The sequence below is a fragment of the Bacillus sp. UNC41MFS5 genome (genome assembly GCF_000686805.1).
This window is the reverse complement of the sequence record NZ_JMLP01000022.1, coordinates 48,732-69,329: the sequence shown is the minus strand read 5'-3', so window position 1 is coordinate 69,329 and position 20,598 is coordinate 48,732. Positions and strand designations below refer to the sequence as shown.

The window sequence follows — 20,598 nt, the reverse complement described above, 5'->3', positions numbered from 1 at the left end:
TTTCCTCCTAATGGCATCATTCAAAAAAACTTTTCAACCTAGATTAAAAGGCTATGAAAAAGATCTTTAATCAATTTCTTTTTTTACATTAAATTTTCTCCTTGATTTAGAGTTAACTCTAGCGTTTATACTTACTTCCGTACATAATGCTAATCACGGGAGGTATTAAACATGTCTTTTTTGAAGACAGGAGATGATTTTTTGACTAAAAAAAGTAATTTGTTGATTTTCATATTAACTATAGGAGTTTTCGGCATCTTAAATACTGAAATGGGGGTTATTGGGATATTACCTGCCATTGCTGAACAATTTCATGTCAGTATATCAAAAGCTGGATGGCTTGTGAGCCTGTTTGCTCTTGTTGTTGCCGTATCCGGTCCAACGATGCCGTTATTGTTTTCCGGTATAAATCGGAAGAAGGTCATGTTACATGTACTAGGTGTTTTCGTTTTGGGGAATATCGTATCTATATTAACATCCAACTTTACCATTCTATTAATTGCTCGTATCATTCCAGCTTTTTTTCATCCCATTTATTGTTCTTTGGCTTTTACAGTAGCTGCTGCCTCAGTAAGTAAAGAAGATGCTCCAAAGGCTGTTTCTAAAGTATTCATCGGAGTATCTGCCGGTATGGTAGTCGGAGTACCAATCGCAAGTTTTATTGCTAGTGCCGTTTCGTTTGAAATGGCGATGGCATTCTTTGCTATTGTTAATGCTATTGTATTCATTGCTACGTTACTGTTTGTACCATCGCTGCCTGTTATGGAACGACTTTCTTCCGGAGCACAATTATCTGTATTAAAAAAATCAATTACTTGGCTTTCAATGGTGACTGTCATTTTATTAAACTCAGCCGTATTCGGAGTTTATAGTTATTTTGCTGAGTATCTGAAAACTGTTACCAATACGTCTTCGAATACCATTAGTTTGATGTTATTTATTTTTGGCGGAGCCAATATTATTGGAAATATAGTGGCAGGGAAATTACTTACTAAAAATGCAAACAAATTTGTCGCATCTTTCCCTATTGTGTTAGGGATCATATACATCCTATTATTCTTATTTGGACAGTTTACCCTTCCTATGGCCTTCCTTACCCTAATTTGGGGAATATTAGGTGGGATAGGTGGGAATATAAATCAATATTGGATTATATCTGCAGCCCCCGAAGCGCCTGATTTCGCCAATGGCTTATTTTTATCATCCTGTAACGTAGGAACAACTATTGGTGCAGCCGTAGGAGGGTTATTTATATCAGAAATGGGTACACAATACGTCGTATTAGTGGGAATCCTATCATTGATACTAAGTTTGGTAACTATTTTACTAAGAAACTATATGTATAGTCCTACAAAACAACTTTCTATTTAAGCATTGAATTCAACTTCTTTATCACCATAAAGGCGATGATGACCAAATCCCTTCTGAAAACCAGAGTAAGGGGTAGATTCCTGTACGTTATTGATTATATATTCCCGCTCCTACTCTCTCTTATTAGAATTATAGGATGTAATAAAATCTGCTCTAGACAATATTAGTAACTGAAAAATGGAGGATTTAAAATGTCAAAGGATATAAAAGTTGCACTTGTCACCGGTGGGAATCGAGGAATTGGATATGAGCTGGTCAAACAATTAGCGTTAAAAGGTTTCAAGGTCATTTTGGCTAGTCGGGATCCAGAGATGGGTCATGAAACTACCCAAAAACTTAAGGAGTCAAATCTGGATGTTTCGTTCGTGGTGATGGATATAGATAATCAAGAAAGCATCCGTCAAGCTGCGATTATAGTAAATGATCAGGTTGGAAGATTAGACGTTTTGATTAATAATGCTGGGGTCTATTTGGATGAGAATAAAAAGTTAGTGGCTTTGGACCCTTCCATTCTGGAGCGAACGATGGCAACGAATTTCTTCGGCGCATACCATGTCATTCGTTCCTTTATCCCCCTCATGGAAAAACAACGATATGGAAGAATTATAAATGTTTCTTCGGAATATGGGGCGTTGAACGAAATGTCTTATCCAGGAGTAGGTGCTTATAAGTTGTCTAAACTTGCCCTAAATGGCTTAACACGATTAATAGCAGCAGAAAGTAATGGTGATATCAAAATAAACGCGGTCGATCCGGGATGGGTAAGCTCAGATATGGGTGGACCATCAGCTCCACGAACTCCAAAGCAAGCGGCTGAGTCTATCCTTTGGTTAGCGACGATTGGACCTGAAGGACCTAACGGGGGATTCTTCAGAGATGGAAATCGAATCGATTGGTAGCAATAAAGTAAGAGCAAATTATTTGGTGTTTAGTGAGGTTGGAGGAAACCGACATTTGCAATTGTTATTGAATAAAAAAACATTCCAAGAAAAAAGCTGAACATCCCATTCTAACTAGGATGTTCGGCTTATTCTATTACTTTTTGATTGAATTTACTTAAACTCAACCTTGCCATAGCCACGTATTTGTATCCAATCCTATTTCAATAGATAAATTTTTAATTTATCGAAGAAAATTTTCAATGATGGTAATTTGTTCTTCTGTATTTAAAGCTGGGGCATGGCCCAGTTTTGGAATCGTTACCATTTGACAATTTGATTTTTGCTTCATTTTTCCCGCAACATCAAGAGGCAGAACGTCAGATACTTCTCCTCGAATGAGTAATATTTTAGATTGAATCGCTTCCCAGTAGCTCCATAAGTTTAAATCTTCTATGTGCTGAAATTGCAAAGCAATATTTGGATCATAATCAGGACTAATTCCACCCTCATCGCTTCTTCTACATGAGTATCGGGTAAAATCATTCCACTCCTGCTCATTCGCAAGACCAAATGTGGTATAAATGGTTTGATAATACTTCTTTAATTCACTAAAAGTTTTATATTGTGGAGGATTCCCTACATAGCTAATTATTCTTTTAATGCCTTCAATATCCTGAACAGCATTTTCAGAAGCACCTGCTCCTATATCATTTAAAACTAAATGTGAAATCCGATTTTGGTGATTAGGCGTACCAGCAAGACGCAGTCCTATGGCTCCTCCCATCGAGGTACCCACCCATCGAACCTGTTCGATTCCTAAATGGTCCAATAATTTAATAGCCAGGTTACTGTAATTTTCAAAACAATAGTCCTTATCAGGAGAAGAACTCCATTGGCTCAAACCTCGCCCAATTGTATCCGGACAAAGGATATAATAGTTTTGGGATAAATGGCGGGCTAAAATATCAAAGTCTCGCCCATTTCGAGTTAAACCGTGCCAACAAACCACAGCTGGTTTCTGTGGATCTCCCCATTCTGTAAAATGAACTTCCATTCCATTAATCGTTTCAAACCTAGATTTAGGAGAAGACATAAAACCACCACCATTCATATTTAATATTCATAATTAAATATTCGATTTACTGGCGAGAATCCCTTCCTCAAAAAAACACCCTGAGCATAAAACAAAAAAGAGCCTGCACATTTTTGTGTTTTAGCGCCAGCGCTCTAATTTTTGTAAGAATTTTTTTGTATACATTTTATTGAGAAAAAATTTTTCAATCCGATTCATATCTGATTCCTGAAACTTTTTCAAACTGAATGCATAAAATTCATCGAATGTTAAATCAGTCTGCACCCATTCACCATTTTTGTAACAATTGTGACAGTATTTTTCTGACGGTGTTCCACCCTTTTCAGTTCCAAAGTCGTTTGGCGCTTTCATGGGCATGCCACAGCTTTGACATAGGTTGGTTTTTGCCATTTTTACTCCTCCGATTTTGTTAAATTTTGAATTGGTCATTATCAACAATTACCATTTTAAACTAATTCGCCGATGCACATCTATCCTGATTTTTCATTTTTGATATTTATATATCATTTTGACTTTTAAATTCAAAAATCTCATCAACCGCTTGGTGATATCCACCCGATTGTTGCATTGATTCTCTTACATTAGAAACTGCTTTTTGGTAAGATGGATCGTTTAACACATGATCTGCCGCTTCACGTAGTTGATTTGCAGTCAAGCCTTCCATTTGTAATGTAATACCAGCTCCGAGATTGGCCACTTGCCCGGCAATAATTGGCTGGTCCGCGCTTTGTGGGATTACAATTAGCGGAACCCCGTAGTAGAGACTCTCATTGGTACTATTCATTCCACCATGTGTGATAAATAATTTACTATGTTTTAGCACTTCCGTTTGTGGAACATAGTTTTTGACAATGAAGTTTTGGGGAACCTCTCCTATATCATTTATTGGGGTTTGTTTCCCGATCGACATGACAACCGTGTGATTTCTATTTCCAAATGCTTCAATACAAAGCTTATAAAAATTAATGGCTCGGTTAAATACAGTACCCAGTGAAATATAAATGGGTCTTTTTCCCTTAATTGCTGTAAGGTCAAAGTTTTCTTGAGTTTCTCGTGTGGAAATGGATGGACCAATAAATTTGTAAGTTTGGTCGAATGCTTCTCCAGAAGGTTGAAACTCTCTAGTAGTATACACGATTGTAAGTGGTGCAGGATTACAAAAAACTTCGTAAGGAGAATCAATCTGAACATCATATTTTTCCTTTATCATTGCTGTCAGGCTTTGATATTCATCATTAATTACTTTAACTTCTTCTGTAGGGATATTTTTAGAAAGCCTTTCCAACAGTTTATCGAATGACTCCTTTGTCTGTGCAAAGGAAGTACAAGAGTTGATTGCCGGAAGCTTAAGGATTTGGGCAAGTATACGTCCACAACCAAACATCGAATCATGGATGATGTAATCAAAATGTTCTCCCTCAATCTGTTCAAGTACGCTAGGTATGACAATATCTGCCGTAAGTAATAGACCGTTAATTCTTTCGAGTAAATAATTTCTTCCACCCGAGATAAATGCTTCTATAAATTTTTGACCGTCCAATGTACGGACTGTTGCTCCCGTCTTCTCCATCCGCTCTCGAAATGCTTCTATTGTAAAGTACACGACCTCGTCACCGCGCGAAATAATCTCTTGGACAACTCCAATCGTTGGATTGATATGCCCTTCTGATCCGGCATTAATAAATAAAACACGTGCCATTTCTACCTCTCCTTCACTAATTCTATTTTATGTATGAGTAGAGTCATACTCTTATCTATTCAAATAATGGGATTACATTTATCATAGTCCTTATTTTTGATAAGGATTTGGTTGCTAATATAATGTTCCATATGTAGAATTTTATAGAGTGTATTTTTAAATATGGATTGGCAAGAGGCAACGGACACTCCGCTGCCTTTTCACTATTTCACCCGATAGTTTAAGAAGAATTCTTTAAAGTTGAAAGTCTAAATCATTTAAACTCCCATTCAATATTTATCTGATTTTCTCCGCCAACTCTAAAATAATTCCCTCTGGACCACGAACGTAGCATAACTTATAACTTTCTTCATATTGCTGTATCTCACTAAAGATTTCCGTGCCTTTCTTTTTCAATTTTGCAACAATAGCTTCAATATCTTCAACAGCAAAGCAAATATGTCGGATACCCAGTGTATTTGCAGAAGGTTGCTGGAAATCTTTTTCATCTGACGGCGTATAAAATTTGACTAGCTCTATCCATGCCTGACCATCTGGCATCCCCAATCCTACACATGCCGTTTTAACATCATTAAGCCCAACTATTCTGTCCAACTGTTCTCCATCCAATTCCCATTCCGCTTGCACTTCAAGTCCTAAATCAAGAAAAAACGCTTTAGCCTCTGAAAGATCATTTACGTTTATACTCACATGATCTATTCTATTGATTTTCATATCTCATACCTCCTATATTCCTGTTATTTTCAATACCTATATTCGTGTAAGGTTTGTTTGAAATTCTAATTCGCTTAAAAACAGAAAATATCCTTCTTTAACAAACCTGCATTAGTCGAATAAGACCAATCGCAAAAATGGCAACTGGTCTTATGGCTAAATGTTTATATACTTACTAATATTGAATGAATTAACAATAAAACTAAAACAACTACTATAACGTATTTTGAAATGAATAAAAGAGTTTTATTTTCGAATATCTTAATAAATAGGTAAAAAAAGCCTACAACCCAAAAACCATTCTGACACAATATCCTCGTATTACGACATTGTTGTTCTTCATCTTACAGGTTCAATTTCAAATATCGTACTCCCATTCTCATTGCATAATTTTCCCATCTGTTTAACATCTTTATGTCAATTTTTGTGGCAAAATTTACTTTGTAATTTCCAACCGGAACTATATAATTAAGGTATTAAACGAGAGGAGAATAAAAATGAAACAAGTTGCTCTCCATCAATGGCATAAAGAACATAATAAACGAATAGCAGAATTTCATAAGAACCACGAAATGAAAATACAACGTGGTGAAAATGGAAATGGTTTGTTGGCTAAATGGGAAAGATTTTTTTATAACAATGTCATTTCCCCTCTTAAAAAATAAAATACTAATTAATTGAACTGACTTCATAGTACAGTTCATTTTTTTTCGCAATTTAAGTCAAAAATACGCATTAAACGTTTTTCTTCTTCAACTAAACGGCCTAGTTAAAGAATTGGTAAACCTTGCAATGGAGATTCCTTAAATACCTCTTTACTTCTTGTTTATCAATTGCATCAGGAAACGGATAAACATCATTAGAAGAAGGGTGCTTATAAATGTGTATTTCAACGTCCATGTATGGTATTTAATTAATTCGGTATATCTTTCAAAAAAAAACTCAATTATCGTTAAAACAGTGGTGTACAAAATACATTGTAGAACAATGTTGAGATATCTTGAACGATAAGTCGTTTGATAAAAGTAAATACAAACAACTGGAAATAGAAGATATTCATAAAGAAGGCTGGAACTAAAATAGTTACTTAAAAATCTCACTGGATATTCGAGCATTTTCTCTTCTACAACAAGAACACCAAAAAACGTTGAAAAATAAGAGGCCAATGAAAAAATTAATATCCAATTTTTGATTGGTGGTTTTCTTAAACTTGAAAACAATAGGGTGATCCCGATTATGAGCAGTGACCACAGTATTATTCTTTCCATAGATAAAATAGCCCCCTATTTTTACTTTGCTTATCAATGAGTATAACCAAAGTAAAGATTAAAGATTTTATCAATTGCATAAAATCCATTAAAAAAGACGCTTTCCGGAAAAGCGCCCGATTGCGGAAGATCAAGATATTGATTATAATTGCTGCATTGCTTGTTAAACAAACGTACCCATTTAGTTTAAGTGAAATTTTTATTTGATAACAGTTTTATTGGGTGTCTTTAATCCTTTATTATACCATTTATAAAAGCTAAAAATGATGAAATAAATTATGAGTTTTGTCAGTATGCCGAAATACCAATGCCAGTTATTATTTTCAATTAAATTTGTGTAGCGTTCTAGTAAGAATTCGTACAATTGATGTATGCCAATGAATACCAAGCTATAAAAGATTCGTACAAATTTCCCCTTATTCTTTGGACACCACATAATAAATAAGACATTAAAAGTTGGATAGATAATGTAATGTAAAGAAAATAACATAGCAGATGCGTATGGAAACTCACGATATGGAAAAATTATATTCCTTAATCTACTTTGAATAAATACGTACAACCATCCTATCGCTTGGGCAAACAAGAAAACCAGGTGTGCTTCCCTCAGCCTATTCCTTGGTATTTTCCACCATAACATTCCTATAGCTACTGTCCACGAGATGATCAAAACACATAATTCTATACTCATAATTTACTTTACTTACTGGCACCAGTTCTTTTTTATACCATGAATAATAGGAATGGTTGATAAATAAAACAATCAAAACCGATATAAAAGTCCAGTACCAACGCCAATTATTATATTGTGCTAGATTCGTGTACCTTTCAATCACAACCTCAAGAATAGTAAATAGGCCTGTAATTATCAGATAGTATGTAACTTTAACCATTTTATTTTTGTATTTTTGGATAATACAAACTAAAAAGAATTGCTGTTCCAAAAAATTGTGGAATTGGCTAAAAATCAGCCAAAATTTACAAGTGTTCCATCCATTCCTTCACCAAATATGCCGATGTTTATGGATTCAACAGGATTCATTGATAATTTAATTGGAGACAAAAGACCATTAAATAGTTCGGAAATCAGCACCCTTTTCTTTAATTCAACGAAAACTGGATTTATCAGTTCGTTAAGTTTAGCTTTTAGTCAGGTGGCGGTACAGGATGACGTTCGTAATTTTTTGTTGAAAAACGTTAAATTAGCAGGGAAAGATTCGCAAAGCTTTGACGGTATCTTACAACAAGATCATTTGCCAATACCTGAGAAATGGGATAATGAAATTACTGATTCGACTGTAAGTCCATTTTCTGACAAGTTGATCATGTTTCACGCAGGGTTTTTAGTAAATGCGGCTCTTACATATTATGGTGCATCAATAGGTTCCAGCTTCAGATCAGATATACTCTTGAACTATTCTAAAGTATTTACCCATGCGATGGAGGCTGGTGCAATTTCTTACAACATTATGGTTAAACATGGTTGGTTTGAAAAACAACCTGAAGCGATTGATAGAAAATCTTTGGCACAGGGTTCTGAAAAATGAGAAAAAATGTCCATTATTTGAATAAGAATTTTAATGAAAAGATTACCTTGGAAGCGGCGGAGGAATTCACCCCAAAAGCCTTTCGAAACAAAAAACAATCTAGCGTCTAAGAGATGGATTGTTTTTTTGTTTTACCTAATCAACAATAACACGAATAGAATCTGAAAAGGATCGCCAGGGCGATTCATTTTGTACTCAAGCACCCGTTCCTTTAAGTACATTCGTAAATAATCTGTTAAAAAAGAATAATGAGATAAGAGAAAGTTTTCACTCTCTAGAACTTTATCTCCAAACAAGTTGCTTCGTTAGGATCAATTTTCCAGGCTGTTGAACAAAACCAAGTTTTTTATTGACAGATAACATCGGGTAGTTGGTTGATAAGTTATTTGTTCGCATACGAATATATCCCATTGGAATTGATTTCGAAATGGCTTTTAATTTTAATGCGGCTGCAATGCCGTGGCCACGCATTTCCACAATGGTTCCTGTAAAATAATTGTAAATCTCGTTATTATTTCTATTAAACAAAACAGTCATACCTATCCAACGATTATCGATCATGGCGAGGATAATATACTCTGGTTTGAAGGTTTTTAATATAGACGCTGCCATATCCTTTCTCATTTCAGTCCCATTGCAATCTGGAGCATCCTTTATTAAGGTTCTAAACAGTTCACATAACAGTTCAAAGTGCTTCTCACTTGGATAATTCTCCATAGTTTTGAATGTTAAACCATTTTTCTCGTGCTGCTTTAAATTTTCATCAATACTAGAAAGTGAATCAGAAGTTAAATCAAGTACCGACTCAAACTGGGCTTCTTTCACAACAAATCCATACTTTTCAGCCCAATCTTTAGATTTTGAATCGATTTCATTTATGATGGTCTGAATTCCCTTGGGTTTGGTATCTATTACAGAACTCCAAAGAACCGATTCAATTATTCTTCCAAATCCTTGTCTCTGATATTGCATATCTACAAATATTTTTTCAAAAAGGAAATCTGGAGGAATATTAGGTGTTTCACTAACCACGAAACCAAAACCAATGATTCGTTTATTAAACTCCAATACCATCCGTTTAATAATTGGAGAATGATTGTAGGCATTATGATTATTTTTGAAAGTCACTAAACTAATGGGTTCATTATTGAATTGGTTTATTATTTGCAAAACCCATGGCGAGTCTTCTTCCATTATCATGTCACGAATTACCATTTCCATAGCGTTCCCCCATTATTTTAAGATTAATAAATTTTTATTTCTAATGGAAAGACAAAAGACCCATTACATCACTAACTTTGCGGAAGATTCTCAAAAAGGTTTAGGATAACTGTATACATGTCATTTTTTAGGACAGTAATGGTATATGTGTTTTTTAAATATTGAAAAAGAACAAATGTTCGTTTATAATGTTTATTAGGACCAAACCAGCTGTTAGCCTAATTTAATGTTAAAGGAGAATGTGCAATGATTAAACCTTATTTAATGTTCAACAGAGAATGCGCAGAGGCTTTTGAATGGTATCAAAAAGCTTTTGATGGCGAAATGATTTTAATGCAAAAATACGGTGAGATGCCACCAGATCCTAATTTTCCAATTTCTGAAAGCGATAAAAATCTTGTCCTGCATGCACAATTGAAATTAACCGATTCAGGCATCATTATGGGTTCGGATGGAAAACGGGACATTCCAAACGGAGAGAAAGTGGTCATCAGTGTTGAGCTTGACTCTGAAGAGCAAGCGAAACAGGCATGGAATGTGCTTGCAGATGGAGGATCTGTTTTTATGGATCTTCAACCAACATTCTTTGCCAAGCTGCATGGTTCTGTAAAGGACAAATATGGCGTTAGTTGGATGTTTACAGTGAATGGATAGGCAATCCCATCATACATATTCTACTAAACACGTTAAGAGCTGAAGATTCTTTCTTCAGCTCTATTGCTTGTTCATGCTTTTTGAATTGAATTCTGGAATATCAACCACTTATTTCCTTCCGCTCAAAATCATTGCATTTCCTAATACTTTTTTAGTCAATAAGAGCTTTGGCAATTTCATTTCATTAGCAAGTGTGTAACTATTCAATTCAGAAACCCCATGTTTCTTTAAGACATTTAAAAGCTCTTCTTGATCCCCAAATATTTTTTCATCCAAAAACAAATCTAAGAAGACAAATTCTCCACCAGGTTTTAACACTCTTAATGCCTCTTTTATTACTTCAGTTTTATTTCTTTGATCTTTTACTTCATGAAAAGTTAAACAACTGACAATTATATCAAATTCATCATTATGAAAAGGGAGCTCTGCAGCACTTGCTTTCAGAAAATCAATCCTATCAGAGACCCCTTCTATTTCAGCATTCTGTTGGCATTGAGCTTTCGAATATTCCCAATTACCGCCCCAATAATCAATTCCCGTTAATATGGACTTAGGAAAAGTCCTTGCCAGTTTAATAATCAGGGAACCACTGCCTGTTCCTATATCTAGTACTTTTCCTTTTCTAGCCCCATTCACCTTGGCAACAATTAAATCATGAATTTTTGACTGATAATTTCCCCCGAATGGTGCGAATTGGTAAACAGAATAAGAAAGTATAAATGCTATGTAAATAAAAGGCACCGCTAACATCCCTGCCAGGAGTCGCAGATATATATTAACAGGGAATAATGTTATGAAGAGAAGACTAAGTGAAATAACCAAAAAAATTATTAGTTTGTAAATTCGAATCCAGGTTTGATATTTTGTTTTTGTTTTCATGTTTTCAACTATCCTTAAATAATTTATTTTTTGTTTGTTATAATTATAAAGGAAATGAATAATCCTTTGTTTAATCTTTAAAGATATTCTTAACTATTTCGCGCTTTGTGACAGGCGAACTCGCACTTTCGTATAATGAAACTGGATTAAATATATAGATCAAAAATAAGATGGTGAAGCTGGTATGAGAATAAATTTATCAGAGAATCAAATGGCGGAAATAAAACGAATCGTTCAAAAAGAACTTTTGATAAAAGGAATAGTACCAACAGATGAATATCTATTTATCCACTGTTTTTCGAAAATACAGAAAGAAACCGTCTATTATCATTTCTTCACAGAAAATAATACGTTGATAATCCGCTGCTATGCACGCGTGTTTGACAACCTAGGCCTGAGCGTGTTGATCAGAAGCACAGCAAAAAATGTATTCGAATATCTGGAAAACCAAACCGGATTACAAAAAACAATTTATATAGAAAACGGGATAGAGGTAAAGATTTAAAAAAGAAGGCCAACTTAAATAATGGAAGTAACTTTATCATAGTACACTACATGATCCTTCGCTAAAATACTCGTTAATTGAATAAAAAAAAGACCATCGTTAAGATGATCTTTATACGCGCTTTGAACCAATATATCTAGGATGCCAATAAGAGTTGTTTGTGTAGGTGACAATGACTCCTTTTGAAGAGGATGCCATGATCATTTTCCCGTATCCAATATAAATGGCTACATGGGTTGGGGCACTTGCTTTGGTCGGTGCGTAGAATAGTAAATCGCCAATCTGCAAATTAGATGGTCTATAACCGTTTCCATAATACATTTGGGCAGCTGTACGGTTTAGTGTCCTTCCTGCTTTTCCGTAAGAATACTTCACAAGACCTGAACAGTCAAATCCGCTTGGCGACATCCCGCCCCATCGATAAGGAACCCCAAGATTAGATTTCGCAATCGAAATCGCTGCTGTATGATAATTATAGGTTGCTGCTTCCGCTTTTTCACCCTTGGCGGCGAACAAAGAGCCACAAGAAGCTAAGATGGTAAAGGCTATGATGAATTTCTTTAGCATGATTGTTTCCTCCTAGTGTGATTTGATAGATTCACTATACTAGAAAGTTATAACAGACTCATCACAGCAATATGTTAATATTATTACAAAGTATTTCTAATATAATTTTCTTGATTCTTTATAGAAACTAGCGATTGAATTTCTATATAAAAAAGTCCGGTTCATATCATTGAACAGGACTTTTTCATGCCACGAGACACCGAACCAACGGTGTTCTTACCCTAACTGGCGTTTAAATGCGTTATTGGCGAAGAAGTAAGCGATGACCATGATGCCAACGCACCATGCAAGCGCAATCCAGATACCGTTGCCAACAGACCCTTCATACAAGAGGGCACGAATCGCATTCACGATGGAAGTCACGGGCTGGTTCTCTGCGAACGCACGGACAACTTTAGGCATGGTTTCGGTGGGGACAAAGGCTGAACTGATAAATGGCAGGAAAATGAGTGGGTATGAGTAGGCTGTCGCCCCTTCCATAGACCCCGCGGTCAATCCGGGAATGACCGCCAGCCATGTTAGCGCCAGCGTAAACAGCCCGATAATCCCAGCTACCGCGAGCCAATCCAGGATATCAGCGCTGGTTCGGAAGCCCATCAAGAGCGCGACCAGGATAACTACCACAACAGTAAGAGCATTGGAAACAAGCGAGGTCAGTACGTGAGCCCACAATATCGACGAGCGCTTGATGGGCATAGTAATGAAACGCGCCATAAGCCCGCTCTTTACATCCGTAAACAGCCGCACGGAAGTGTACGCGACGCCGGATGCGATAGCCATTAGCAAGATTCCCGGCAATAAATAATTGACGTAGTTGTCCGTGCCTGTCTCTATGGCGCCGCCAAATACGTAGACAAACAGCAGCATCATCATAATCGGCGTAATCGCCACCGTGATAATCGTATCCGGGCTCCGCATGATGTTCCGCATTAAACGCCCAAGTAATACCCCTGTATTGCTTTTCATTTACATCTCCTCCTTTTTGCCGATGATCGCGAGGAAAATTTCCTCCAATGTTGGCTGCTTCTCGATGTACTCCACTTTCGCTGGCGGGAACATCTCTTTGAGTTCCGTAAGGGTACCGGTCGTGATGATTTTTCCGCCATGCAGGATGGCGATACGGTCCGCCAGTTGTTCGGCTTCCTCCAGGTACTGGGTCGTCAGCAAGATGGTCGTGCCGCCGCCGGCAAGCTCCTTGACGGCAGCCCAGACTTCCATCCGCGCTTCAGGGTCAAGCCCTGTCGTCGGTTCGTCGAGAAAAATAACTGCTGGCGTCCCGATCAGGCTCATGGCGATGTCAAGCCGGCGCTTCATCCCGCCGGAATACTTATCCGCCCGGCGATGGGCCGCGTCACGCAGGCTGAATCTTGCAAGCAGATTGTCGGCGACTTGAGCGGGATTGGAAACACCCCGCAACTTGGCGATCATCATCAGGTTTTCCCTTCCGGTGAGCATGCCGTCTAAAGCTGCGAACTGCCCTGTCAGGCTGATGCTCTGGCGAACTTGATCCGGTTGACGTTGGACGTCAAAGCCACAAATACCAACTTCGCCGCCATTAGGCTTCATCAGCGTAGAGAGGATGTTGACCGTGGTCGTCTTGCCCGCTCCATTTGAGCCCAGCAGTGCGAAAATTTCGCCTCGCCGGACCTCAAAATCCACCCCCTTTAAGACTTCCTTGTCTTTAAAGGATTTTTTTAACCCTTTTACAGAAATCGCTGCATTGTTCATACTTGTTTCCTCCTTTTATAGAGCGCTAGATTGCCTATACCTATCTACTCAGTCTGACTGATAATCTGTATTACTTACTACCTAGTTAAAAATATTACTGAATAGTGAAGGTGACACAATACATTTGTAACCAGCTATTCAGCAGGAATTATCTATTGAATTTACTTTTTTCCCAATCGGTTCATGATACTCTGATTCAAATCTTCACGATACTTCGCGAAATAGGTTTTAGCGTTTGCCACTAGTTCGTCGGCAAAGGAAGCCACGTCGTCACCAGTGATTTCCAGCACTTGTCTACCTTCCGCCGCACCAGCTTCGAATAACTCGATTAATTCATACTGCATGTGCAGCATATCCATCCCGTTGCCCGCTGAGAAATTCCACATGTAGTTTTGAATTTTCTTAAAAACAAACTGATAGTCCTCTGGCAGGGCTTCAACCCGTGCCATCATTATTTTGTACTCTTTTTTATCACCAATCATTTTTTTGAACATTTCTAACATGATATTTTCCTCCTTTTTTATATAACTGAACTAGACACTCGAAAAATATTAGACGGAATATCTTATGAAGCTAGATTGACTTTAAGACATTGATTTTTGATGATACAAAATCCCACTTTTTCCAAAACAGTTCAAGCTCCTGGCGGCCAGCCTCATTAAGTGAGTAAAACTTACGGGGTGGCCCCATATCGGACGGTTTTTTTTCTATGTTCACAAGTTTTTTCTTTTCTAATCGCACGAGGATGGTGTAGACCGTCCCTTCCACGACTTCGGTAAACCCGAGATCGTTTAGGCGGCGGGTAATCTCGTAGCCATATGTTTCATGGCGGCTGATGATTTCCAGCACGCAGCCTTCCAGCGACCCCTTCAGCATTTCAGTTAAATTTTCCATATTCAGATCCTCCTTTACCTCCTCTATTTTGTCTGACTTATATTCAGTATAACTTAGTACTAAGGTAAATTTTTTTACTTAATAGCGTTTAGGAAATCGCACTATTAAGTATTGCTTATTACAAGTACATCGTAACACCGAGTAGCAGGAATGTCAACCGTTTTTCTATGTTCTTTTTAATAAATTTCTAATATTGCTGAATCATTTACAACCAAGCATATTCTCCTACTTGTCTTATTTATGAGAGTATGTTTTTTGAATGAAAAAATAACGAAAATATGCAAGTAATGAATAAGAAGCTGCATATTTTCGGCTTTTTGATAATATCAATTATCAATGATTTTCCTGTCATCCGCATTAGGAGGCTGCTCCATCCAGCGTCTTTTAATGATTAATTTACCGAAATGACTATAAACCATTAAATCATCTAAAATAGCTTTTTCACATTGTAGTGCAATATCTGCTCGCATACTATATATCGCTGCAGAACCATAATAGGATATTGCTGCAGCAAATAAAATGCCTGAATGAAACAACATAAGTTTTTCAGAAAATGGAGCAACATTTGAATTCGTTATTTCCGAGTCATATGTACGAGGTAAATGAAGGTCTTCTTTAAGTAAAAGATTCGTAAATGTGCCAATGTGTTTATTGGCTACATTAATACTTTTTTCTAAAAACTTAGTGATTGCTTTGTCTTTACATACTTGTTTAAAAGCAACAAGACATCCTTTTGTGATCAAGCTCTTTTCTAAGTTAAAATAGATATTACCACATTCCATAGCATTCATGGTTCTTTTACTGGCTATCATGTCAGTTACATAATCAAGGGTATTGATAAAATGAATTTTATCTGGTGTTGCATAATATGGTGGTTTTTCAAGAAGTTTTTTTGCAATAAGTACCTCTATTGATTGGTTATATAAATCCATAGCGTCTATATTACATTGGTAATAAAAATCTCTAAGGTCTTGACGAATCGAAACGGTAAATGCCAGACTGTAAGACTGACTCCCATGCATAGTCATAGTGTGAATATAATTTAAGCAAAAAAAATCCGTAAATAAAGGGGGAGCATCCAAATTAACATCTTCTTCATTAAACCCTTTAGGAACAGGAAAATTTTCTTGATGAAATATCTCTTTCATTTTGTTTATATGCGTTTCAGAAATTCCATATGAAGTCAGAAAATTTTTTTGTATTTCCGGGTCTTGAATGTTTTTTATCATGTACTTGATTACACAAAGTCCCATTGTCTCACGTAAATAATGGGTCCATAAATTCGCAATCTCTGGCGAGGTTAATCTTTCTTTGCTTTGATTCATTTTTTCACCCTATAATGTTGGAATATAGGATTATTTTCACCTATTTTCCAAGAAAATATGTGTTATAAGATGAAAAAAGAAAGAATGACAAAAAAGAGTGTACTAAAAATGGTACACTCTTGTGTTTAAAAATATTTAAAAAGACAGCTGCCTAATCGGTGATTCCCATATTATTTTTCCGTGTCAAAGATATATTTTCCTACCCAAGCTGCGATTACACCGCCGACAATTGGGGCGATGATATATACCCATAATTGAGAGACAGCGTCACCACCAGCAAATACTGCTGGTGCAAGGCTACGTGCAGGGTTAACGGACGAACCGGTCAATGGAATGCCAATTAGGTGAACTAATAATAGCGTTAATCCAATGACAAGTCCAGCGAAAGATGCATTTCCTTTTTTACCAGTAACAATCATAATCACTAAAATAAAGACGAAAGTTAAAACCGCTTCCACTAAAAAGGCACCTGATGATTCGAGATTGGCAAAGCCATTTTGACCTAGATTTGCTATAGACATGTTTGATAATTTTAAAATGGTTTGTAATAGTGCTGTTCCTAATAACGCACCTATGACTTGTGCCACGATATATCCTGCAAGTTCCTTCGCATTTATTCGCTTATTGACAAACATAGCAATGGAGACAGCCGGGTTTAAGTGGCATCCAGATATGGTTCCAATGCTGTAGGCCATGGCGAGTAAGGACAACCCGAAGGCGAGGCCAATACCAAAAATGCCAATTCCATCTACTCCGCCGCCAAAAACGGCTGTTCCAGTTCCAAACAAAACAAGAACACAAGTGCCAATTAATTCAGCAATCCCCTTTTTAAACATAAAATTTCCCTCCTCACAAGTGGTAAAAACGCGATTTTGCTAAGAATAGGGTCATTTTTGCAGGGTTTTGACATGGCTATACAGGGTCCTAAAGCAGTATGAAACGTTATGCTGACAGCTATTGTTTTATCCTTAGAGCTCTAAGTTAATATGAATATATGACAAATATGGGCTAATAAGACTTTCTAACCAAGATTTAATCATTATTTTTAATAACCGGGATATCAACAATGACTTTTCACACAGCCATAAATTATAAAGATGGTATGATAAATATTGGAAGGAAGAAATTCTGGAATAGCATCCGTAAAGTCAAATATACATAAGGTAATGAACTATCTAATTGATTACTTACAACGATATAAAAAGTAATACTTTATATTTAATAGACTAGGAGATGATCCCAATGACTAAATTTTCAACTGTAAATGGATGGCTGCATTTTACGAATCAACCGAAACAATCACGTGATTTTATGAATAAAAGACGGTTCGAATTGAGTTATCAAAATGCTACGGAAGAGGATCTAGGCAATGGTTTCAAACGTTATATGTGGAGACCTGGGGTCCAGATAAATAGTCGTGAATATCTAGACTTTCGATTAATAGCACGTGAAAATGAAAACGTTATCACTTCGGGATACTTAACGGATCCAATGGAACATATCTATTCTTTACAAAATGGTCCAAAAGAGTCGAATGTCATGGTTATAATTCTCCACAATGCCTCAAATGCAGATTCGGAAGTTTCCCTTTGGCTCGTGGTTAAGGGCTAGAAAGTAAAATATCTTTTCAAAATAATAGACCTAACAAATAAAAAACAGGCCATTTGCTTAGGACAAGTTTCTCCCTTTTTACATATGATGCAGTGTTATTAAATAACGTAAAGGGGAGAATTAGTATATGAGTGAAGACCTCATGAAATATTTTAAAGAATCAGTTATCAAGGTAAATAGAGACGGTTCACAATCCAAAATTTCCAAGTTATTGTATGAAGGGGACGATTATATCGCCGTTCTTACAGAAAAGGATGGAGTCGTTTATTACCAAACCCATCAGATTAAAAGTTTTACAGAAAATATGAAAGGAAAATGGGATTTCGACGTTGAAGTTCCTGAGAATATTATAAAAGCTGAGAAATTCAAACACCTACTAAAATCATTGAAATATCATTGGGTAAAAATTAATCGCGGCAATTCTGAAGCGGTTAAGGGTGTACTCTGTGATGTAAAAGATGATCTTGTTCATTTGGTCTCCAATGAGGAACTCGTTCGCATTCCAATCCACCACGTTAATAATGTTAGTTATAGAAGTAAAAATTAATAAGGCTGAATCAGAAGAACTTTAAAATCACTTAACAAGTATCCTTAAACAAAACGCCTTCAAAAATAATATTTGAAGGCGTTTTTTACAATTTGAGTGATTTTCTATCACATTACTAGATTAAAATTCTTCGTATTCAGCTGGGTCTTGATTATTGATTCTTCCATCTGGGCGAGTTAATCCTGAGATCAGGCTCATTTCTGTTTCATTCAAGGTGAAGTCAAAGATTGAGATATTTTCAAGTTGCCTTGTTGGAGAAGCAGATTTAGGGATCGAAATAGCCCCCAGTTGATAATGCCAGCGAAGAATTATTTGTGAAATGGATTTATTGTGCTGGTTGGCAATCATTTGAAGCGAGTTATTATGTAAAATATCATTGGCGCGAGCTAATGGGCTCCAAGACTCGATCTTAATCTCATGTTCTTCATGCCAAATTCTTTGATCCGCTTGATTGAAGTAAGGATGTAATTCAATTTGGTTCACACTGGGTTTAACACCTGTTTCCTTCTCTAGACGCTTTATATGTTCAGGCAAGAAATTACATACACCAATGGAACGAATGATCCCCTTCTTTTTTGCGTCAATTAATGCTTCCCATGCTTCCACATATTGGTCTTGCTTTGGGTTGGGCCAGTGAATCAAATATAAATCATAATAATCTAGATGGGCGCGGTATAAGGATTCTTCAATTGTCGTTACTGCATTGTTATACGATTGATAACGCCCGGGTAATTTGGAAGTAATTCTTAACTCTTCTCTAGGAACCGAACTGCGTCTAACTGCTTCCCCTACCGTTCCTTCATTTTCATAATTATAAGCAGAATCTATTAATCGATAACCTATATTCATTGCACTTAGGATGGAATTAACCCCTTCATTTCCTTTTAGCTTATATGTGCCCAGTCCAATCACCGGCAAAGTTAACCCATCATTAAGAGTCACCTCTGGAATAGCTTTACTCATTATCCAATCCCTCCTTTTAGTAATATCTTAAGATTAGCATAATTTTGAATAGTTTTCAGGAATTTACTTTTCATGGGTTCTAAAGATCGGGAATATATTTTTATTTATTATTAAAAATAATATATGGTTAGTATTAATAGATCTTATTTTCTAAGTAACAATTAATCCTTATTAAGCTATAAGAAGTAATGTATGATGGACCAATTTACCTAAACAAATAAACACTTACAAATATTGATATTTCAACATTTGTAAGTGTTTTATCGTTTTTATATTATACTCGATTAGATCTAAAGATAGCGATGGACTAGACTTTCCCCGTCTCTCCTATCCTACTTATTTACTTAACTGTTTCACCTTTTTTTCCTTACTAGCTTTGATGATTTCCCCGATAATACTAACGGCAATTTCTTGAGTCGTCTCCGAACCAATGTTCAAACCGATTGGAGAATGTACCTGCTCCAACTGTTCTTCACTGACGCCTTCACTTTTTAATTTTTCATAAATCGTTATGACCTTGCGCTTGCTGGCAACCATGCCAACATAGGCAATCGGAAATTGTAGTGCTGTTTTTAAGACGATATCATCTCCATCTTTTGTCACAATCACCACATATGATTTCTCATTTAAGTCGGCTGCGAGTATGGCCTTTTCAATATCCTCATTTACATAAAGGTTCGTCGCATTCGGAAAGCGATCCTTCGTACAATATCCCACGCGATCATCTACAATGCAATAAGGAATTTCAAGGAAATCGGCAAGCTTTGATAACGCATAGGCTAAATGACCGGCTCCACATAGAACGAGTTCTGGCCTGCTAGTATAGACTTCAATAAACACCCGCAACGTTCCCCCACAACTCATTTGAATTCCATCTTTTGCATGTCTATTTAATTTGTATTCCACGATTTTCGATTTGCCGATTTGGAGGGCTTTAACACTCTCTTCGATGATATAGTATTCAGCCAAGCCCCCTCCGACAGTGCCTTCAATCGTACCATCACGGTATACTATCATTTTTCCAACATGCTGGGGGGTTGAGCCCTTTGATTCGATGATCATGGCTAAGGCAAAGGTTTCGTTTTGACGGTTCAGTAAGGCCACTTTTTCCATCAATAGCATGAATAAGCT

Annotated in this window: 26 protein-coding genes; 8 read left to right on the top strand and 18 right to left on the bottom strand. The window is 36.6% G+C overall.

Going from position 1 to position 20,598, the window contains the following annotated elements:
• Window positions 1-201: 201 nt before the first annotated feature.
• Together BR30_RS0112980 and BR30_RS0112975 are read left to right on the top strand one after the other, a co-directional pair.
• On the top strand, window positions 202-1,371 hold the full coding sequence (locus tag BR30_RS0112980) for an MFS transporter (protein ID WP_026565387.1): 1,170 nt from the start codon (window positions 202-204) through the stop codon (window positions 1,369-1,371).
• Window positions 1,372-1,562: 191 nt separating this feature from the next.
• Window positions 1,563-2,270, top strand: a complete 708-nt coding sequence (locus tag BR30_RS0112975) for an SDR family NAD(P)-dependent oxidoreductase (protein ID WP_026565386.1) — start codon at window positions 1,563-1,565, stop codon at window positions 2,268-2,270.
• A gap of 223 nt (window positions 2,271-2,493) precedes the next feature.
• Here BR30_RS0112975 and BR30_RS0112965 read toward each other — a convergent pair whose 3' ends face one another.
• The 4 genes from BR30_RS0112965 to BR30_RS0112950 all read right to left on the bottom strand — a co-directional run bounded on the left by BR30_RS0112965 (window position 2,494) and on the right by BR30_RS0112950 (window position 5,758).
• The gene (locus tag BR30_RS0112965) at window positions 2,494-3,345 is read right to left on the bottom strand and encodes an alpha/beta fold hydrolase (protein WP_026565385.1); all 852 of its coding nucleotides are present in this window, start codon (window positions 3,343-3,345) and stop codon (window positions 2,494-2,496) included.
• 120 nt (window positions 3,346-3,465) lie between these two features.
• Window positions 3,466-3,735, bottom strand: a complete 270-nt coding sequence (locus tag BR30_RS0112960) for a zinc ribbon domain-containing protein (protein WP_026565384.1) — start codon at window positions 3,733-3,735, stop codon at window positions 3,466-3,468.
• A gap of 106 nt (window positions 3,736-3,841) precedes the next feature.
• Window positions 3,842-5,044, bottom strand: coding sequence for a macrolide family glycosyltransferase (locus tag BR30_RS0112955; RefSeq protein ID WP_026565383.1), 1,203 nt, complete (start codon window positions 5,042-5,044; stop codon window positions 3,842-3,844).
• Window positions 5,045-5,320: 276 nt separating this feature from the next.
• On the bottom strand, window positions 5,321-5,758 hold the full coding sequence (locus tag BR30_RS0112950; protein WP_026565382.1) for a VOC family protein: 438 nt from the start codon (window positions 5,756-5,758) through the stop codon (window positions 5,321-5,323).
• A gap of 497 nt (window positions 5,759-6,255) precedes the next feature.
• Here BR30_RS0112950 and BR30_RS37315 point away from each other — a divergent pair, with 497 nt between their 5' ends.
• Complete coding sequence (locus tag BR30_RS37315; RefSeq protein WP_193568227.1) at window positions 6,256-6,423, top strand: hypothetical protein; 168 nt, start codon at window positions 6,256-6,258, stop codon at window positions 6,421-6,423.
• Between the two features lie 150 nt (window positions 6,424-6,573).
• Here the strand turns inward: BR30_RS37315 and BR30_RS37830 are convergent, their stop codons facing one another.
• From BR30_RS37830 to BR30_RS38855, 3 genes are all read right to left on the bottom strand, one after another.
• Entirely contained in the window at window positions 6,574-7,026 is a 453-nt protein-coding gene (locus tag BR30_RS37830; RefSeq protein ID WP_026565381.1) for a CBO0543 family protein, read from the bottom strand.
• 199 nt (window positions 7,027-7,225) lie between these two features.
• Window positions 7,226-7,666, bottom strand: coding sequence for a CBO0543 family protein (locus BR30_RS38860; RefSeq protein ID WP_442852975.1), 441 nt, complete (start codon window positions 7,664-7,666; stop codon window positions 7,226-7,228).
• On the bottom strand, window positions 7,638-7,970 hold the full coding sequence (locus tag BR30_RS38855) for a CBO0543 family protein (RefSeq protein ID WP_442852974.1): 333 nt from the start codon (window positions 7,968-7,970) through the stop codon (window positions 7,638-7,640). The genes BR30_RS38860 and BR30_RS38855 overlap by 29 nt, the downstream gene beginning before the upstream one ends.
• A 12-nt stretch (window positions 7,971-7,982) precedes the next feature.
• On the opposite strand from BR30_RS38855, the gene BR30_RS33410 reads away from it, so the two are divergent.
• Entirely contained in the window at window positions 7,983-8,573 is a 591-nt protein-coding gene (locus tag BR30_RS33410; RefSeq protein ID WP_231507704.1) for a DUF3231 family protein, read from the top strand.
• A gap of 282 nt (window positions 8,574-8,855) precedes the next feature.
• Here the strand turns inward: BR30_RS33410 and BR30_RS0112920 are convergent, their stop codons facing one another.
• Complete coding sequence (locus BR30_RS0112920; RefSeq protein WP_026565379.1) at window positions 8,856-9,794, bottom strand: GNAT family N-acetyltransferase; 939 nt, start codon at window positions 9,792-9,794, stop codon at window positions 8,856-8,858.
• A gap of 246 nt (window positions 9,795-10,040) precedes the next feature.
• Between BR30_RS0112920 and BR30_RS0112915 the strand changes: the two genes are divergently transcribed.
• Window positions 10,041-10,448: a VOC family protein gene (locus BR30_RS0112915; RefSeq protein WP_026565378.1), complete on the top strand. Its 408-nt coding sequence runs from the start codon at window positions 10,041-10,043 to the stop codon at window positions 10,446-10,448.
• A gap of 108 nt (window positions 10,449-10,556) precedes the next feature.
• Here the strand turns inward: BR30_RS0112915 and BR30_RS0112910 are convergent, their stop codons facing one another.
• Complete coding sequence (locus BR30_RS0112910; RefSeq protein ID WP_026565377.1) at window positions 10,557-11,327, bottom strand: class I SAM-dependent methyltransferase; 771 nt, start codon at window positions 11,325-11,327, stop codon at window positions 10,557-10,559.
• A 184-nt stretch (window positions 11,328-11,511) separates the two neighbouring features.
• On the opposite strand from BR30_RS0112910, the gene BR30_RS0112905 reads away from it, so the two are divergent.
• Entirely contained in the window at window positions 11,512-11,832 is a 321-nt protein-coding gene (locus BR30_RS0112905; protein WP_026565376.1) for a hypothetical protein, read from the top strand.
• Window positions 11,833-11,943: 111 nt separating this feature from the next.
• Here the strand turns inward: BR30_RS0112905 and BR30_RS0112900 are convergent, their stop codons facing one another.
• From BR30_RS0112900 to BR30_RS0112870, 7 genes are all read right to left on the bottom strand, one after another.
• Window positions 11,944-12,399, bottom strand: coding sequence for a C40 family peptidase (locus BR30_RS0112900; protein WP_026565375.1), 456 nt, complete (start codon window positions 12,397-12,399; stop codon window positions 11,944-11,946).
• Between the two features lie 216 nt (window positions 12,400-12,615).
• On the bottom strand, window positions 12,616-13,365 hold the full coding sequence (locus tag BR30_RS0112895; RefSeq protein ID WP_026565374.1) for an ABC transporter permease: 750 nt from the start codon (window positions 13,363-13,365) through the stop codon (window positions 12,616-12,618).
• Entirely contained in the window at window positions 13,366-14,127 is a 762-nt protein-coding gene (locus tag BR30_RS0112890; protein ID WP_026565373.1) for an ABC transporter ATP-binding protein, read from the bottom strand.
• A 161-nt stretch (window positions 14,128-14,288) separates the two neighbouring features.
• Window positions 14,289-14,630 carry a DUF1048 domain-containing protein gene (locus tag BR30_RS0112885; protein WP_026565372.1) on the bottom strand — a complete coding sequence of 114 codons (342 nt, stop codon included), beginning with the start codon at window positions 14,628-14,630 and terminating at the stop codon, window positions 14,289-14,291.
• 70 nt (window positions 14,631-14,700) lie between these two features.
• Window positions 14,701-15,021: a PadR family transcriptional regulator gene (locus BR30_RS0112880; protein ID WP_016114891.1), complete on the bottom strand. Its 321-nt coding sequence runs from the start codon at window positions 15,019-15,021 to the stop codon at window positions 14,701-14,703.
• Between the two features lie 326 nt (window positions 15,022-15,347).
• Window positions 15,348-16,346: a DUF3231 family protein gene (locus BR30_RS0112875; protein ID WP_026565371.1), complete on the bottom strand. Its 999-nt coding sequence runs from the start codon at window positions 16,344-16,346 to the stop codon at window positions 15,348-15,350.
• A 170-nt stretch (window positions 16,347-16,516) separates the two neighbouring features.
• Complete coding sequence (locus BR30_RS0112870; RefSeq protein WP_026565370.1) at window positions 16,517-17,182, bottom strand: aquaporin; 666 nt, start codon at window positions 17,180-17,182, stop codon at window positions 16,517-16,519.
• A 406-nt stretch (window positions 17,183-17,588) separates the two neighbouring features.
• Here BR30_RS0112870 and BR30_RS0112865 point away from each other — a divergent pair, with 406 nt between their 5' ends.
• Entirely contained in the window at window positions 17,589-17,957 is a 369-nt protein-coding gene (locus BR30_RS0112865) for a hypothetical protein (protein WP_026565369.1), read from the top strand.
• A gap of 127 nt (window positions 17,958-18,084) precedes the next feature.
• Window positions 18,085-18,504, top strand: coding sequence for a hypothetical protein (locus BR30_RS33405; RefSeq protein ID WP_051633603.1), 420 nt, complete (start codon window positions 18,085-18,087; stop codon window positions 18,502-18,504).
• A 120-nt stretch (window positions 18,505-18,624) separates the two neighbouring features.
• Here the strand turns inward: BR30_RS33405 and BR30_RS0112855 are convergent, their stop codons facing one another.
• Both BR30_RS0112855 and BR30_RS33400 read right to left on the bottom strand, forming a co-directional pair.
• A complete protein-coding gene (locus BR30_RS0112855) occupies window positions 18,625-19,467 on the bottom strand; it encodes an aldo/keto reductase (RefSeq protein ID WP_026565368.1) in 843 nt (280 codons plus the stop codon).
• Window positions 19,468-19,803: 336 nt separating this feature from the next.
• A complete protein-coding gene (locus BR30_RS33400; RefSeq protein WP_051633602.1) occupies window positions 19,804-20,589 on the bottom strand; it encodes an XdhC family protein in 786 nt (261 codons plus the stop codon).
• Window positions 20,590-20,598: the final 9 nt, after the last annotated feature.

Excerpts from the sequence above, each read along its gene's own strand:
- BR30_RS37315 (WP_193568227.1), top strand. The coding sequence starts at position 6,256 with ATGAAACAAGTTGCTCTCCATCAATGGCATAAAGAACATAATAAACGA.
- BR30_RS0112965 (WP_026565385.1), bottom strand. The coding sequence starts at position 3,345 with ATGTCTTCTCCTAAATCTAGGTTTGAAACGATTAATGGAATGGAAGTT.
- BR30_RS0112865 (WP_026565369.1), top strand. The coding sequence starts at position 17,589 with ATGACTAAATTTTCAACTGTAAATGGATGGCTGCATTTTACGAATCAA.
- BR30_RS33400 (WP_051633602.1), bottom strand. The coding sequence starts at position 20,589 with ATGCTATTGATGGAAAAAGTGGCCTTACTGAACCGTCAAAACGAAACC.
- BR30_RS0112975 (WP_026565386.1), top strand. The coding sequence starts at position 1,563 with ATGTCAAAGGATATAAAAGTTGCACTTGTCACCGGTGGGAATCGAGGA.
- BR30_RS0112955 (WP_026565383.1), bottom strand. The coding sequence starts at position 5,044 with ATGGCACGTGTTTTATTTATTAATGCCGGATCAGAAGGGCATATCAAT.
- BR30_RS0112875 (WP_026565371.1), bottom strand. The coding sequence starts at position 16,346 with ATGAATCAAAGCAAAGAAAGATTAACCTCGCCAGAGATTGCGAATTTA.
- BR30_RS38860 (WP_442852975.1), bottom strand. The coding sequence starts at position 7,666 with ATGTTATGGTGGAAAATACCAAGGAATAGGCTGAGGGAAGCACACCTG.
- BR30_RS0112870 (WP_026565370.1), bottom strand. The coding sequence starts at position 17,182 with ATGTTTAAAAAGGGGATTGCTGAATTAATTGGCACTTGTGTTCTTGTT.
- BR30_RS0112915 (WP_026565378.1), top strand. The coding sequence starts at position 10,041 with ATGATTAAACCTTATTTAATGTTCAACAGAGAATGCGCAGAGGCTTTT.
- BR30_RS0112895 (WP_026565374.1), bottom strand. The coding sequence starts at position 13,365 with ATGAAAAGCAATACAGGGGTATTACTTGGGCGTTTAATGCGGAACATC.
- BR30_RS0112900 (WP_026565375.1), bottom strand. The coding sequence starts at position 12,399 with ATGCTAAAGAAATTCATCATAGCCTTTACCATCTTAGCTTCTTGTGGC.
- BR30_RS0112855 (WP_026565368.1), bottom strand. The coding sequence starts at position 19,467 with ATGAGTAAAGCTATTCCAGAGGTGACTCTTAATGATGGGTTAACTTTG.
- BR30_RS0112890 (WP_026565373.1), bottom strand. The coding sequence starts at position 14,127 with ATGAACAATGCAGCGATTTCTGTAAAAGGGTTAAAAAAATCCTTTAAA.
- BR30_RS33405 (WP_051633603.1), top strand. The coding sequence starts at position 18,085 with ATGAGTGAAGACCTCATGAAATATTTTAAAGAATCAGTTATCAAGGTA.
- BR30_RS0112910 (WP_026565377.1), bottom strand. The coding sequence starts at position 11,327 with ATGAAAACAAAAACAAAATATCAAACCTGGATTCGAATTTACAAACTA.
- BR30_RS37830 (WP_026565381.1), bottom strand. The coding sequence starts at position 7,026 with ATGGAAAGAATAATACTGTGGTCACTGCTCATAATCGGGATCACCCTA.
- BR30_RS0112905 (WP_026565376.1), top strand. The coding sequence starts at position 11,512 with ATGAGAATAAATTTATCAGAGAATCAAATGGCGGAAATAAAACGAATC.
- BR30_RS0112885 (WP_026565372.1), bottom strand. The coding sequence starts at position 14,630 with ATGTTAGAAATGTTCAAAAAAATGATTGGTGATAAAAAAGAGTACAAA.
- BR30_RS0112960 (WP_026565384.1), bottom strand. The coding sequence starts at position 3,735 with ATGGCAAAAACCAACCTATGTCAAAGCTGTGGCATGCCCATGAAAGCG.
- BR30_RS0112950 (WP_026565382.1), bottom strand. The coding sequence starts at position 5,758 with ATGAAAATCAATAGAATAGATCATGTGAGTATAAACGTAAATGATCTT.
- BR30_RS0112920 (WP_026565379.1), bottom strand. The coding sequence starts at position 9,794 with ATGGAAATGGTAATTCGTGACATGATAATGGAAGAAGACTCGCCATGG.
- BR30_RS0112880 (WP_016114891.1), bottom strand. The coding sequence starts at position 15,021 with ATGGAAAATTTAACTGAAATGCTGAAGGGGTCGCTGGAAGGCTGCGTG.